Origin of the sequence: Pseudomonas sp. UBA6276 (assembly GCF_002438365.1) — a bacterium.
Taxonomy (GTDB): domain Bacteria; phylum Pseudomonadota; class Gammaproteobacteria; order Pseudomonadales; family Pseudomonadaceae; genus Aquipseudomonas; species Aquipseudomonas coleopterorum.
The window spans coordinates 14,014-29,267 of record NZ_DJUS01000102.1; the positions used below are offsets into that span (position 1 = coordinate 14,014).

Consider the following 15,254-nt stretch of genomic DNA (forward strand, 5'->3'; position numbering starts at 1 on the left):
CCGACCTGCAAACCGGCACCACCCGACTGACTGTTCTGGAAAACTATGAGAATTCTGATCATTGGGCCTAGCTGGGTCGGTGACATGGTAATGGCACAGACCCTGTTCCAGAGCCTCAAGCAACGACACCCCGATTGCCTGATCGATGTGCTGGCACCCGAATGGAGCCGCCCGATCCTGGAGCGCATGCCGCAAGTGCGCGCGGCCTTGAGCTTTCCGCTCGGCCACGGCGCGCTCGAACTGGCCACGCGCCGACGCATCGGCAAAAGCCTCAAGGGTCAGTACGACCAGGCCATCCTGCTGCCCAACTCGCTGAAATCGGCGCTGGTGCCGTTCTTCGCCGGCATCCCTAAGCGCACTGGCTGGCGTGGCGAGTTTCGCTATGGCTTGCTCAACGACGTGCGCACGCTGGACAAGCAACGCTACCCGTTGATGATCGAACGCTTCATGGCCCTGGCCTTCGAGCCCGGCGCTCTGCTGCCGCAGCCGTATCCGCGCCCCGAGCTGCGCATCGACCCGGCCAGCCGCGACGCCGCGCTGGCCAAGTTCGGCCTGGCCCTGGACCGTCCGGTACTGGCCCTGTGTCCCGGCGCCGAGTTCGGCGAGGCCAAGCGCTGGCCGTCCGACCACTACGCCGAAGTGGCCGAGATCAAGATCCGCGAAGGCTGGCAGGTCTGGCTGTTCGGTTCCAAGAAGGATTTCCCGGTAGGCGAGGCCATTCGCGAGCGGCTGATTCCGGGCCTGCGCGAGGAAGCCTATAACCTGTCCGGCGAGACCGCGCTGGCCGAGGCCATCGACCTGATGTCCTGCGCCGACGCCGTGGTTTCCAACGATTCGGGCCTGATGCACGTGGCCGCCGCGCTCAACCGACCGCTGGTGGCGGTGTACGGCTCGACCTCGCCCGGCTTCACGCCACCCTTGGCGGAAAAGGTCGAAGTGGTGCGCCTGGGCCTGGACTGCAGCCCGTGTTTCGACCGCACCTGCCGCTTCGGCCACTACAATTGCCTGCGCCTGCTGGAACCCCAGCGGGTTGCCGATGCGTTGCAGCAGGTGGAAGGGCCGGCCACGGTCGAACTGACAGTCAAGGCGGAATGAATTGCGGGTACTGCTGATCAAGACCTCGTCCATGGGCGACGTCATTCATACCCTTCCGGCCCTGACCGATGCGGCCCGAGCCGTGCCGGGCATCCGTTTCGACTGGGTGGTGGAGGAGGGCTTCGCCGAGATTCCGAAATGGCATCCGGCCGTGGACACGGTCATTCCGGTGGCCATCCGTCGCTGGCGCAAGAACCTCTGGCAGGCCTACAAGAGTGGCGAATTCAAGCAACTGCGTCAGCGCCTGCGCGCCAACCGCTACGACTTGGTGATCGATGCCCAGGGATTGCTCAAGAGCGCCTGGCTCACACGCCTGGTCAAGGCCCCGGTGGCCGGCCTCGACAAGGGCTCGGCGCGTGAAGGGCTGGCCGCCCGTTTCTATCACCGACGTCTGGCGGTCGCGCGCGGCCAACATGCGGTCGAACGCGTGCGCCAGCTGTTCGCCCTGGCGTTGGGCTACGACCTGCCCGAAGGCACCGGCGATTATGGCCTCAACCGTCTGCAATGGCGTGATCTGATCCCAGGCCCGGCGTTCGTGGTGTTCCTGCACGGCACCACCTGGGACACCAAGCACTGGCCGGAAATCTACTGGCGCGAGTTGGCCGAACGCCTTGGCCATGCTCACATCCAGGTGCGCTTGCCGTGGGGCAACGAAGCCGAACAGGCGCGCGCGCAACGCATTGCCGCCGGCCTGAAGAACTGCGTCGTGCTGCCCAGATTGAATCTGGCCGGGATGGCGCAGACCCTGGCCGAGGCCCGCGCCTGTGTGGCGGTCGACACCGGCCTTGGTCATCTGGCCGCCGCCCTGGACGTGCCGACCATCTCCCTGTTCGGGCCGACCAACGTCGGCCTGACCGGCGCCTACGGCCGCAGCCAGGTCCACCTGGCCAGCGATTACCCGTCGTGCGCACCCTGCATGCAGAAAAAATGTACCTACCAGCCGACGCCGGATGACCAGCGTCGGTTCGATCTCAAACGCGAGTGGCCGCTGTGTTTCACCCGGCTCAATCCCGAGCGCGTGGCAAGCCGATTGAGCGCCGTGTTACTGGCCGAGGATCTTCGTTGATGCAACTGGCATTCGTGCTCTACAAATATTTTCCCTTCGGTGGCCTGCAGCGCGACTTCATGCGCATTGCCTTGGAATGCCAGCGCCGTGGCCACAGCATCCGCGTCTACACGCTGATCTGGGAGGGCGAGGTGCCCGAAGGCTTCGAGGTGCAGGTCGCGCCGGTCAAGGCGTTCTTCAACCATCGCCGCAACGAGAAGCTGCTGAGCTGGATGCAGGCCGACCTGGCCAAGCGTCCGGTCGACCGCCTGATCGGCTTCAACAAGATGCCCGGCCTGGATGTCTACTACGCCGCCGACGGCTGCTATGAAGACAAGGCGCAGAACCTGCGCCATTCGCTGTACCGCTACTGGGGTCGCTACAAGCATTTCGCCGACTACGAACGCGCGGTGTTCGGGCGCGACGCCAAGACCGAAATCCTGATGATTTCCGAAGTCCAGCAACCGCTGTTCATCAAGCATTACGACACCCCGCTGGCGCGCTTCCACCTGCTGCCGCCGGGCATTGCCCAGGACCGCCGTGCGCCGCCGGATGCGGCCTTGATCCGCGCCGAGTTCCGCGGTGAATTCATGCTCGAAGACGACGAGCTGCTGCTGGTGCAGATCGGCTCGGGGTTCAAGACCAAGGGCGTGGATCGTAGCCTCAAGGCCATGGCGGCCTTGCCGGCGGCGCTGCGCAAGCGCGTGCGGCTGATGGTCATCGGCCAGGACGACCCCAAGCTGTTCCAGGTGCAGAGCGCAGCGCTCGGCCTGGGCGACCGGGTGCAGTTCCTCAGGGGCCGCAGCGACATCCCGCGTTTCCTGCTCGGCGCCGACGTGCTGATCCACCCGGCGTACAACGAAAACACCGGCACCGTACTGCTCGAAGCCGCCGTGGCCGGCCTGCCGGTGCTGGTGTCGGCGGTGTGTGGCTATGCCCATTACATCGCCGAGGCCGACGCCGGGCTGGTGCTCAGCGAACCCTTCGAGCAGGAAGAGCTCAACCGCTACCTGCAGCGCATGCTCGAAGACGATGACGCGCGAGCCGCCTGGTCGGCCAATGGCTTGGCATTCGCCGACAGCGCCGACATCTACAGCATGCCCGAGCACGCCGCCGACGTTATCCTGGAGGCGCGACCATGAAACTGGTGCTCGAGGAGCCGTTCAAAACGCTGTGGGCCGATTGCGATCCGTTCGTGGCCGTCGAAGCGCTGCAAGGCGAAGTGTTCCGCGAGCTCGAAGCGCGTCGTACGCTGCGTACCGAAGTCGATGGCAAGGGCTATTTCGTCAAGATCCACCGTGGCATCGGCTGGGCGGAAATCGCCAAGAACCTGTTCACCGCCAAGCTCCCGGTGCTCGGCGCCGGCCAGGAATGGAAGGCCATCCAGCGTCTGCGCGAGGCCGGCGTGCCGAGCATGACGGCGGTGGCCTACGGCGAGCGCGGCAGCAACCCGGCCGATCAGCATTCGTTCATCATCACCCAGGAGCTGGCGCCGACCATCGACCTGGAAGTGCTGAGCCTGAACTGGGTCAAGCAGCCACCCGAGCCTGCGCTCAAGCGCGCCCTGATCGCCGAGGTGGCCCGCCTGGTCGGCATGATGCACCGCGCCGGGGTCAACCACCGCGACTGCTACATCTGCCACTTTCTGCTACACACCGACAAGCCGGTCACGGCCACGGATTTCAAGCTGTCGGTGATCGATCTGCACCGCGCACAGGTGCGGCCGCGCATCACCCGCCGCTGGCGCAACAAGGACCTGGCCGCGCTGTATTTCTCGGCGCTGGACATCGGCCTGACGCGCCGCGACAAGCTGCGTTTTCTGCGTGACTATTTCCAGCAGCCGCTACGCCGCGTGCTCAAGGACGAAGCGCAGTTGCTCGGCTGGCTCGACGGCAAGGCAAACAAGTTGTACGACCGCAAGCAACGCTACGGGGACGCGCTCTGATGGCCGGCTGGAATCTGGAAGCGGGCTACGAACACCTGCAGACCGACTTCGGCAGCCTGGAAGCGGTGTTCGCCCTGACCGGCGAGCGTCTGACCCGCGACCCGTTGTCGGAGGTGATTCGCGTCCAGCGCGGCGGGGTGACCTATTACGTGAAGCGCTACGTGGGCGCCGGCAAAGGCCTGCGCGCGCACCTGGGCAAGCCGCGGGTGAAGGCCGAATGGCAGAACCTCAAGCGCTTCGCCAAGTGGGGCATCCCGACCGCCGAGGTGGTGGCCTGGGGCCTGGAGCGCAATGGCGCCAGCTATGACCGCGGCGCGCTGATCACCCGCGAACTGCCCAATACCCAGGATCTGCATCACCTGGCCCAGAGCGGTGATCCGCGCCTGCGCAACCGTGCCTGGGTCGACCACATCAGCCGCCAGCTGGCGCAACATACACGGACCCTGCATGACAACCACTTCACGCACAACGATCTGAAGTGGCGCAACCTGCTGGTCGACGACAAGGACGTGCTGTACTTCATCGACTGTCCCAATGGTGCGTTCTGGCGCAGCTTCATGCTGCGCTATCGCATCATCAAGGACCTCGCCTGCCTGGATAAACTGGGCAAGCGCGAGCTGTCCAACACCCAGCGTTTGCGCTTCTACCTGCAGTACCGCCGCCGCGAAAGGCTCAATGCGTCGGACAAGCTGCGCGTGCGCAAGATCGTCAAATTCTTCGAGGGCCGCGAATGAGCGACTTCATCGCCAGCGAGGAGCGCGCCTTGCTCGAGCGCCACGGGCTGGCCACGTTCGACGCACTGTGGAACCTGCAACTGGACGCCGTGGATGAACCCAACACCGGTCGTGGCGGCTGGAGCAGCGTGTACCGCCTGGATCTGGAGGGCCGCGGCTTCTACCTCAAGCGCCAGAGCAACTACCTGACCCGGACCCTGGCCCGACCGTTTGGCGAGCCGACCTTTGCCCGCGAGTTTCGCAACATCAGCCGCTATCGCAAGCAGGGGATTCCGGCCTTGCAGGCGGTGTTCTACGGTCAACGGCAGGTGCAGGGCGATACCCGCGCCATGCTCATGACCCGCGCGCTGGACGGCTGGTCCGACCTTGACGCGGTATTGCAGCAATGGCCGACCTTGGCCCCCGATACGCGCCGCGCGGTGCTGGTGGCAGTCGGTGAGCTGGGGCGCATCCTGCATTCGGCAGGGCAGGTGCATGGCTGTTTCTACCCCAAGCACATTTTCCTGCGCGCCACGGCGAGCGGGTACCAGGCGCAGTTGATCGACCTGGAAAAAACCCGGCCATTGCTGTTCGGCCAGCGCGACCGCGCCAAGGACCTGGAACCGCTGCTGCGCCGCGCGCCGCGCTGGCAGGCGGCGGATATTCGTGTGTTGCTGGCCGCGTACCTTGCGCAGCCTGAAGCCAGCCCTTTGGTCGACGCCTGGCTTCAACGCTTGAGCCGCCGTCGCAGTCACAAGGAAGCCCGGTAGATGGGTGTCGCTGCAGCTGGCCTCTTCGCGGGCAGAGGGCTCGGCCGCCCGCCCCGCTCCTACAGAAGAATGCACGGCATGTGCTCTTTGTGGGAGCGGGCTCTGCCCGCGAAGAGGCCCCCCCTGCCAGCCACCCATCCAGCGCCCCACCTTACCTACAACAAGAGGCCCGCCGATGCGCCTGTCTGAACTGACCCAAGCCGGCCGCACCCCAGCCCTGCCATTGAGCATCACCTTGGCCGACGCCGCCGGTCCTGCCGAGCTGCAACTGCTGACCCTGCTGCGCGTTCTGCCCGGCCAGCGCTACGTGGGTGCCGGTGTCTGGCGGGGCCGCACCGTGCTGGCCAAACTCCTGGTCGGCAGCAAGGCCGCCCGGCATTTCCAGCGCGAGCTGACCGGCGTGCGCCTGCTCGCCGAACAGGGCTTGAGCACCCCGCAACTGCTCGCCGACGGCCTGCAGGAAGGCGAGGGCGGCTGGCTGCTGTTCGAGTACCTGGAAAACGCCCACAGCTTGGCCGACGAATGGGCCCGCGTGGAAACCCTGCTACCCCTGGCCGATGAACAAAGCGCCGTACTCAGCGAAGCCCTCGGCGTCATCGGCCAGATGCATGGCAAAGGCTTGTGGCAACAAGACCTGCACCTGGACAACCTGCTGCGCCACAACGCTCAGGTGTACCTGATCGACGGCGCCGGCATCCAGGTCGAAGAGCCCGGCAAGCCACTGTCGCGGCAAAAGGTGCTGGAAAACCTCGGTGTGTTCTTCGCTCAGTTACCCAAGCACCTGGAACCCTTCACCGAAGAGCTGCTGGTGTACTACCTGCTGGCCAATGGCGAGCACGGCCTGCCCATGGAAGCGCTGCAGAAGCAGATCGACAAGGTCCGCGCCTGGCGCCTCAAGGACTATCTGGGCAAAGTCGGCCGCGACTGCAGCCTGTTCAGTGTCCAGGACAACGCCTCCAGCCTGCGTGCCGTGCGCCGCGAAGAAGAAGCCGCCATGCTGCCCGTGCTGGAGCGTGCCGACGCCCTGCTTGAACAAGGCCACATCTACAAAACCGGCGGCGCCGCCACGGTCGGCCGTGTTCACAGCCAGGGCCGCGACCTGCTGATCAAGCGCTACAACATCAAGAACCTGCTGCACTGGGGCAAGCGCTTCTGGCGCCCGAGCCGTGCCTGGCACTCTTGGGTCGAGGGCAATCGCCTGCTGTTCCTCGGCATTGCCACGCCCAAGCCCCTGGGCGTGCTGGAAAAACGTGTGCTGTGGCTACGCCGCGAGGCCTACCTGGTGACCGAGCACCTGAGTGGCCCGGACCTGATCGAAGCCTTCGCTCCCCATGTCGACACAGGCGACCTGCCGGAAGCCCAACTGCTGGCCCTGGACCAACTGTTCGCCGACCTGACCCGCGAGCGCATCAGCCATGGTGACCTCAAGGGTCACAACCTGTTCTGGCACAACGGCCGCTGGGCGCTGATCGACCTGGACGCCGTGCAGCAACACGGCAGTGACAGCAGCTTCGCCCCTGCCCACCAACGCGACCGCGAAAGGTTGCTGCGCAACTGGCCCGAAGGCAGCGCCTTGCGTACCCTGCTCGATCAGCGTTTGCCCTGAGGCCTCGCGCCGCGGTGTAGCCCGTTCCGGGAAATCAGGACTATTCCTGCATCTACGTCGGACGAGTCCTACAGACGTGTGTCCATTACTCCCGGAAACTCCTGTCGCTTTGCGGTCCCTAGCGGGCCATGGGCACAGCAGGGGACTTGGACATGACTGTAGGCTACTTCATCCGCTTGGGTGACAAGACATCGTGCGGCGGCACAGTGCTGGGTGGTGAGCGAGGCGTCACCTTGCTCGGCGTTCCACGCTCGCGCGAAGGCGACCGCGTATCGTGCGGCAAGAGCACGGGCGAATTCCACATCGTCGGCGGCGTCGACCAGCTCAAGAGCAACGGTCGGCGCGTCGCCGGCAGTCTCGACAGCACCAGCAGTTGCCAGTGCAACGCGCTGCTGATCCCGTCGTCGTTCAGCACCCAGTACGAGTCCGTACGCAAGGTCAAAGCCCGGCCGGCGGTCTTGCCACGGCCGGATACGGCGTTGAACTGTGGCCATCCAGACCAATTGCTGTCGATCACCACCTACCTGGCGAGCGAGATCAACGGCAACGTCCGCCACCCGACCATCGCCAAGATCGGCCAGCTCAATCGCTACGATGCCACCCAGGACACGCGCACCTACAAGGCGCTGCCCTGGCACGCACGCTTGTGGGCGCGCGACCCTCAGGTAGTGGCCAAGGCTTGCAGGGACGAAGCCGTGGCCCTGTGGGTCGAGCAGATGGACGACAACCGCGAGTGGAATTACCGTGCCAAGGTTGCGCAGTTGCAAGGCTCCACCTGGCACAAGCAAGGCCGCTACCTCTATCACGTCGGTCTTTGGGCAGGTATCCACTACGGCTACCTGGGCATGGCAGTGGGGCTTCGTCCCGGCGAGCTGGTCGACGGTATCGATGAGCACACCCCCCTGGAGCAGCGCCGCACCTTGCGCCACTGGCGCACTCCCGCCGATCGCCTGGCGATCAATATCGGCGTGGAGCTCTACAAGCGCTATCCCGAAGGCGTCGTGACGGGCAAGGCGCTGCTCAGCGTGATTCTCGCCGCCGACCAGCACGGTTGGGGTGCCGGCAGGCGCGAGCATCGCTGCGGCTCACGTCTGCGACAGTCCGGCGCGTCTGCTCATGCTTCAGCCTCGTCCCCGCTGCGGGTGCCAACCATGTAGGCAGACCTGCTTGCGCGGCTGCTTAAGCTAGGCCTCCCGAACCCGTGAGGCAAGACCATGAGCGAACCGGAATCCACCTCCACCACCCCAGCGACCGTTACCGACAACAATACCGTTCTGCCTGATCCCATCGTCTCCAACATTCTCTTCTGGGAAAGCAAGATCGCCGACTTGATGCAGCAGTACCCTGACATCGAGCGTGCCGCGCTGCAGATCGCCCGGCAGGTGCTGGTCAGGGCAGGGCTGTTCGATCTGGACCCTCACCAGGTGCATTGGCACTGGTTCGACTCGGCCAACTCCAGCTCGCGCACCTACACCGGCTGGGAGCACTACGGCGCACCCAAGCAATCGATGACGCTGGTCGAACTGGTGATGCGCCGCTTCGACCTCGACCAGCAACGCAACAGCGACCTGCTGGCGCAGATGGGCGGTTTCTACCGTGTCGATCAGTCGGCCCACGCCTTCAACGAACACAACGAAATCCGCCTGGACCCGCGCCAGGTACACGCGTATTTCTGGCGCATCGACTTCGCCGCCTACTACGCCTCCAAGGTGCGTGGCTTCTGGATCAACAACCATGCGCTGTACTGCATGGTGTCCAAGCTCAGCATGCTGTGCAACGCCACCCTCAACTGCCAGAAAGGCCTGTTGCGCCTCGAGGATTTCATCGAGGTGTATGCCGCCGTGGTGAACGATTCCAGCACGCCCTTTCGGCCGGAAAAACTCATGGGAGACGTGGCAATGTCATCCAGCACGACGGTGCACAGTTTCGATATCGAAGGCATCGTCAGCCACACCATGTTGCGCTTTCGTACCGCTTCGGGCCGCGAGATCATCTACTGCGCCATGCAGGACCCAGCCTTCGTCGCCTTTGCCGACGCCGAGCAGATGTACGAGTGGGTGCAAAGCTACCTGACGACCGAAGAAGGCCGTAAACGTTTCGGCGAGCAATTCGTGCGGCCGGAACACGACAAGCACGGCCAATGGAATACCCTGCAAGGCCATCTGCGCGACATCGCCAACACGCCCTGGAACCGGCGCAAGACCCGGCTCAACGCGCGGGAAAAAACACTGGACGGCTATGCCTTCACCTTCCTGACCGACTGCCTGAAAACCGACATGGAGAACGATGCCAGTTACCTGCTGATCTCCAACAATCAGCTCAGCAAAGGCATGTGGCTGGGTTATCTGGAAGCCTCGTTCAAGCTGTACAGCATTTTCAGCATGATGGGCTGGCCGATTGCGGCCTTGTCCATCGCTGCCGGCCTGGGCGCGGTGGGGCTGTATGCCGACAAGGCCATCAACGCGGTGAACGAACGCGAGCGCTCCGAGGCCATTCGCGGTGCGGTGCTGCAAGCCTTGAACGTGTTTCTCACGCTGCCCTTGCTGGGCGACCTTTCGGCCATCGGCGAGTATGAAGAAGCCAGCATGCAACTGGAGCTGGAAACCGATGGCGAAAGCGTCTGGAGCGGCGTGGTCGAGGGCACCGGAGAAACGTCCAGCGGCGGCAGCAACAGTGACGACGATTTCGATCCGCTGTATCTGGGCAGCGACGAGGACCGTTCCAGCACCTCCACTTCCAGCGACTCGCCTTCGCCCAGCCATGGGTCCGCCGCCAACCGCTTGCTCGAATGGCGACCGGCCGTGGTCCGCGGCCGCGACCTGCAGGTCCAGACCCGCGGCCCCATGGCCGGGCTCTACGTGCGTCAGGGCAATCAGATCTATGCCCAGGTACACAACGTGCTGTATCGCGTGCGCTACAGGGTCGCGATCAAACAGTGGGTGGTGGTCGACCCGCTCAATCCTTATGCCACTGAGGAGTGCATCCCGCTGACCCTGGACGCCAAAGGCGCCTGGCATCCAGGTGAACGCATCGCCGCAGCGTCGGTGGCCGAGGCCCAGCGAGTGACGGCCTGGGATGTACTGCGCACCGACCTCGCCAGGGACGTCCACGTACCGCCGTTGGCCACGCAGATTCGCGTGACCGTGCCACTGGACGGCGTGGAGAAAATCCTCGATCGCTACATGGTCCGCATCCCCAGCCGAGGCTCGTTGCTGGCCCTGTACGACGCCGACGAACAGACCTGGCGCCTCAACCACCTGGGCAACACCGACTACCTGTGGCTGAGCGCCGAAGGCGAATGGTGCAGCGGCGACCGCCTGCAATGGCAGGCCGCTGCGAAGGATGCACCGGCGACCCGCGCCACCAAGAGCATCGTTCTGCCGCCTCTGCCCATCCCGCCTGCCGGCGCGTCGGCGATCCCGCGAGTGGTGCATTACATCTGGGTAGGCCACGAGCTGCCCAGCCAGGCCCTGTTGGACAACGTGGTGGGCAACGCCGCAGCGATGCAAGGCTGGCGCACGGTCCTGCATGTGGACCTGGAAAGCGAAACACTGATGACGCAACTCAAGGGCATCTTTGCCGACAAGCCTGACGTGGCGATCACGCCTCTGGCCGATCAGGACTTCTTCCAGACCCTGCTGGCGGGCGACAGCGGCCCTCAGTACCGCGCCTGCCGCACGGGCCAGGCCAGGAACTATGCCGCTGCCAGCGACGTGTTGCGCTACCCGTTGATCGATGCCCACGGTGGGCTGTACATGGACGTGGACAACAGGTTCACCACCGTCCATGCCGACCTGCAAGTGCACGCCGGCCCCGACGATGTACTGCTCGACGACGCCGTGGTGCTGGCCGACGTGCCCTACAGTGGCTACAACAGCCACGTGTTTGCCAGCCACGCCAACAACCCGGTGCTCAAGGCCGTCACCCGCGCCATGCAGGCGCGGTTCAAGGCCAACCCCGATTTCTACGCCGAACCCCGGCCTGTTCTGAACAAGGGCGCCAGTACCCGCGAAACCATGGCCTTCTGGCGGTACATCAAAGACACCTTCGAAATGACCGGCCCGCAACTGCTCGACGACGTCCTGCGCGAAACCCGCCCCGACTACTACGACCTGCTGCTGCGCGCCGACCTCAAGCAGTCATTGGGCATCAGCTCGCAGGCCTACGAGCGCCAGCTGACCGCCTGCGTGGAGCATTACTTCCCGTTTGCCAGCAAGGTGGAAGTGGATGTAGGCAACCTGCATTCCTGGAAAACCACCCGTTGACGGCTCAGCCCCCGTAGCAAAGGCGCCAGCCGCGTCAGCTCTTCGAACCCTCGCTGACGCGGCTCGCACCGCTGCTACACCCGGCTGCGGGTACCACACTCAATCCACCCCAACTTCCGCCCCGAACCACGCCCCCTGACGCGGCGCGCCGCTACCTCCGATCCACCCCAACTTCCGAGCCGAACCCCAATCCCTGTAGCAGCGGCGCGAGCCGCGTCAGAGGCCCCACGCCATTCCCCACGCCAGGCCAATCACATCGACTTGCGCAGTTCCAAGAGACGCCCGAACGCCTTCTCTAAATATCTATCACGCAACAAATCCAGCAGATGCCCATCGCAAAACCTATCCTTGCGCACATTAGCCACCAGCAGCGCACGAAGCTCCCCCGGACCTGCGTGCTCCAATTTCGACACATCATCCAGTTCGGCATCAGTAAACACGTACTGCCAATCAAAAGGTTCGAAGAACCCCGAACGGTAAATCGCATCGAGAAACCTGCCAATGGCGTAGAAAACAGCCTCGCTGTCCGAATCCAAGACACTCAGCGCAAGGGTGTCCGGCCATGCCTGCAGAAGTTTATCCACGCTGGTCGGTGAGGGTGGAGGAAGTGCGAACATGGCGTGCCTCACAAATGGTTGAAGAGCGTATGGGCGGTGTTGGGCAATACTTCATCAGTGGTCAGATACAGCCGAATACGGCCATCCTCCACCGTCTCGTCGATGGCACTGATGAGATGGTGCATGCCGAAGTCAAACAACACTTCCTGCTCGTTGGGCACGACCGATATACCACTCACGTCCTTGCCCAACCAATGTTTGAGCAGCAGGTTATAGTCGCCAACGGTAGGTGAGCCGATGTTCTTGGTCGTGCTGGAATACGCGGCTTCCACCACCGTCAGGGTCGTGGCGTAGATATCTTCGATACCCTCGAAGATATTCAAATAGCGTTTGACCGGGATCCCCGCAGCATTGCGTAACTGACCCAGCGCCGTGCTCAATCCTTCGATACTCGCGTGATACTGCACGAACAACGGGTCAGTCACCGACCCAGCCCGCAGCGCTCTGTTCACGTACCAATACAAATTGCCCGTGTAGGCCTGTACCAGCGCGTACTGACGCTGAGTCAGCCCGACCTCGGCAGGCGTCCAGCGCAGCGGGTCATCCTGCGGTAACGACGCCTGACCGCTAGGCAGAACAGGCGACGCCGGGTTGCCGATGCCCTGGGTCGGTGGCGATTGATACTGACCCTTGAGTTGCGCGAACAGGGCCTGGGCACTGCTCTGATGCTCCGCGTCCACACACAGCGCGATATCCGGCCATGGCCCACGCGCCGCCAGGCTGACGCTGGCGAAGAACATCATGCGCAGCATCACGTCATGGTCGGCCTCCCCCGGAGCGGTACTGAGCACCGTGGCGGCAACCCGTGCACAACCGTCGCCGCCGGTGAACAGTCGCAGCGCCTGAAACGCCATCCAGACATCACGCCCCGCCGTTTCGGCGGCATCCTCAGGCTCAAACACCAGCAGCCGCTTGAACGGCCAGCCTGCCGCAGCCGGCGCAACGGTAGAAATCCAGCAGGGCAGGTACGGACGAAAGTCCACGGCCGGCGACCGCTCCAGATCGGCCACCGCAATACCTGCACCGTACAATTGCTCGATCCAGCCGCCTTGCGCCGGATCGTAATCACGCGGCCGACTGGACACCATGAGGTAGTCCACCGGGGTGTTATACAAACTCAGCAAGTCGCCTTGGTTGAGAGTGACTTGACGTGCGTCGGTGCCGAAGTGGTCGACGGGTAAGTGGTCTAGAAGTTCCATGGTTAGAGCCCAATTCCTAAATGTAAAGACCTAAAAGTTGTCGCTCGAACCACTCCTGCCCACTTGGGTAAAAACAAAGTAACCGGTGGAGGGCTAAAAATATTCAGGGTTTAATCCTGAATATTTTTAGCCAAGATCCGTACGACTTGGTCTAAGCGCTTGACAGCAACTTAGCATAATGGACGGCTGCATCAACGGCAATCATTCGCATGCAAATCAGTGGTGCAATGCTCCTAATAGAAATACTACTTCGCGGCGAAAATATGAGCTGATCGACAGATTCCTACCTTTTTGAAATCGCCGATGGCTCTTCCGCCCAAAAACAGGAATCTACTTCGGACTTCCTAAGCAATCGGAGCAACATGGTATAGTAACTGTCAGTCATGCAGCTTCAGATTATCAATATAGGCTTCGTAGCCATTCATAGGCCTCAGCCTAAACCCATGTACTGCACCTAGGTTCGTGTCGCCTCTAACGGTAATCGTGCCGCCAATGTTTGACTTATCTACAGTGGACAGCTCATATAGAACCTCAATGGTCATTTGATGGCCGATTGAATTCAAGAAGCTAAAGCTAAAGCCTTTTCGGGTTGGTGATCTCAGTAGACATGTCACTGCACCCGAGCCAGAGTTTGTAACGGCATAGCATCTACCTTGAATGGAAGAGCCTCCCCCGGAGGGGGCACCTTTAATCATGCCCGTTACCCCATTATCTCGCGTGATAATGAAGTCACGGAGCTCCAGAGGTGAAGGGGCGGGTCCGAATTCTACGTTCTCGAAGTCCCCCGTACCTGGCGGTGTCGAAGGCTCTCCTGAACCGACCACGAATGGCAATATTGGCGATGTCTCTTTCAAGCCACCATTCACACGCGAAACAACAATAGCTGCTCCAACGGAAAGCCCTAGACTCTCTAGCGCTGTCTGTTTGGGAACTGTGAAATCCACGCTGCCGACCTGTGTAATTTCCCTGGGGCCAAGAATGAGCGGAGCAGCCCCTACAGCAGCCCATACCGCGCTTACCCATTGGCCTGTTTTCATTCCTGAATAAGCGGCGGTGATCTTGACCCCTGAAGCTGGAATCAGATCAGGATCCAAACGCCCATCCGCTTGGTGTTCAACGGTGGGCGCAGTCAAACCTAGTTCAAGTTGTTTGAGCGCTATCTTCGCATGTGGAAACATGATTGCTTCTCCCTCAATTTGGCTACCATTCATGGCTACGCTCATTCGCACTACAAGCTCAACGCCATTCTCCGTTCTCAATAACATCGCTTCTGGCACACTTCGTTGTATCCCGACAGCAACCTCGCTAGGCTGCACCGTATAGGGCCCAACCAATCGCTCGTCGTACTCTTTTCCATCATCTTGTAGGCCATTGATCCGCAACCAGAACATTTGATCTGCAGCGATCAAGGGCCATGGGTCCACAGCTACGATTCCATCACCAGTGAAGGTATTAAGATCCAGCAGGTTGCCTGCTGCCTGTTCGATTCGTGGTGGCTTCAAGGTGCCGGGGCGGAAGTTCTCCAGACGCAGGCTCAGCATTTGCGAAGTGCCTACTACCGTCAGATCAGCGCCTCGGAAGATCACATACCCTACCTGCACCGTCTGGCCAAGGCCGAGTGCCAGCACCGTCGAAGGCACCGACACTCGCCCCTCGCCCACGGTAGCTAGCACCCAAGGCAACGCCTCGTTCTGACCATCAGGCCAGAACCAGAGCACTGCAACGGTGTCGTTTTCCAGAATCCGAGCATCGCGCACCACCACCGTGGCGGTATTGGTTTCATACGATGTGCCGGGCTTGATCGGTTGCCAGGTACTGACCTCGCTGTTGGTCCCATCCACTATTTTCGGTAACGGCCAAGGCCGTTCCGCCGCCGCCCCGACATGCAGCTGCAGCCGCTGCGAGCTGCCCACCGGCTGGCTGTTGCGGGTGGCCTCGTACCAAACCTCCACGTAGCCATTGCTATTGCCAGCGATGTAAGGATCACTGGCCAACGTGA

The 15,254-nt window shown here is 62.5% G+C and carries 12 protein-coding genes; 9 read left to right on the forward strand and 3 right to left on the reverse strand.

Features of this window, described 5'->3' with window-relative positions; translation table 11 throughout:
* Positions 1–45 precede the first annotated feature (45 nt).
* From waaF to B2V21_RS11655, 9 genes are all read left to right on the forward strand, one after another.
* A complete protein-coding gene (gene waaF, locus B2V21_RS11615) occupies positions 46–1,095 on the forward strand; it encodes a lipopolysaccharide heptosyltransferase II (protein ID WP_286916925.1) in 1,050 nt (349 codons plus the stop codon).
* A gap of 1 nt (position 1,096) precedes the next feature.
* Positions 1,097–2,161 carry a lipopolysaccharide heptosyltransferase I gene (gene waaC / locus B2V21_RS11620; protein WP_056844629.1) on the forward strand — a complete coding sequence of 355 codons (1,065 nt, stop codon included), beginning with the start codon at positions 1,097–1,099 and terminating at the stop codon, positions 2,159–2,161.
* The gene (locus tag B2V21_RS11625) at positions 2,161–3,282 is read left to right on the forward strand and encodes a glycosyltransferase family 4 protein (RefSeq protein WP_286916926.1); all 1,122 of its coding nucleotides are present in this window, start codon (positions 2,161–2,163) and stop codon (positions 3,280–3,282) included. The genes waaC and B2V21_RS11625 overlap by 1 nt, the downstream gene beginning before the upstream one ends.
* The gene (rfaP, locus tag B2V21_RS11630) at positions 3,279–4,085 is read left to right on the forward strand and encodes a lipopolysaccharide core heptose(I) kinase RfaP (RefSeq protein ID WP_286916927.1); all 807 of its coding nucleotides are present in this window, start codon (positions 3,279–3,281) and stop codon (positions 4,083–4,085) included. Before B2V21_RS11625 ends, rfaP begins: the two co-directional genes overlap by 4 nt.
* A complete protein-coding gene (locus B2V21_RS11635) occupies positions 4,085–4,819 on the forward strand; it encodes a lipopolysaccharide kinase InaA family protein (RefSeq protein WP_056844626.1) in 735 nt (244 codons plus the stop codon). The genes rfaP and B2V21_RS11635 overlap by 1 nt, the downstream gene beginning before the upstream one ends.
* Complete coding sequence (locus B2V21_RS11640; protein ID WP_286916928.1) at positions 4,816–5,568, forward strand: lipopolysaccharide kinase InaA family protein; 753 nt, start codon at positions 4,816–4,818, stop codon at positions 5,566–5,568. Before B2V21_RS11635 ends, B2V21_RS11640 begins: the two co-directional genes overlap by 4 nt.
* A 175-nt stretch (positions 5,569–5,743) precedes the next feature.
* A complete protein-coding gene (locus B2V21_RS11645) occupies positions 5,744–7,174 on the forward strand; it encodes a lipopolysaccharide kinase InaA family protein (RefSeq protein ID WP_286916929.1) in 1,431 nt (476 codons plus the stop codon).
* 152 nt (positions 7,175–7,326) lie between these two features.
* Positions 7,327–8,331 (forward strand): PAAR domain-containing protein, encoded by a 1,005-nt coding sequence (locus tag B2V21_RS11650; protein WP_286916930.1) that lies wholly within the window; start codon positions 7,327–7,329, stop codon positions 8,329–8,331.
* Positions 8,332–8,388: 57 nt separating this feature from the next.
* On the forward strand, positions 8,389–11,439 hold the full coding sequence (locus B2V21_RS11655; protein ID WP_286916931.1) for a dermonecrotic toxin domain-containing protein: 3,051 nt from the start codon (positions 8,389–8,391) through the stop codon (positions 11,437–11,439).
* Between the two features lie 251 nt (positions 11,440–11,690).
* Here B2V21_RS11655 and B2V21_RS11660 read toward each other — a convergent pair whose 3' ends face one another.
* From B2V21_RS11660 to B2V21_RS11670, 3 genes are all read right to left on the reverse strand, one after another.
* The gene (locus B2V21_RS11660) at positions 11,691–12,056 is read right to left on the reverse strand and encodes a DUF6508 domain-containing protein (protein WP_286916932.1); all 366 of its coding nucleotides are present in this window, start codon (positions 12,054–12,056) and stop codon (positions 11,691–11,693) included.
* Positions 12,057–12,064: 8 nt separating this feature from the next.
* Entirely contained in the window at positions 12,065–13,255 is a 1,191-nt protein-coding gene (locus B2V21_RS11665) for an ADP-ribosyltransferase (protein WP_286916933.1), read from the reverse strand.
* 377 nt (positions 13,256–13,632) lie between these two features.
* Positions 13,633–15,254: hypothetical protein (locus B2V21_RS11670; RefSeq protein ID WP_286916934.1), on the reverse strand; the 1,622-nt coding region annotated here is incomplete at its 5' end.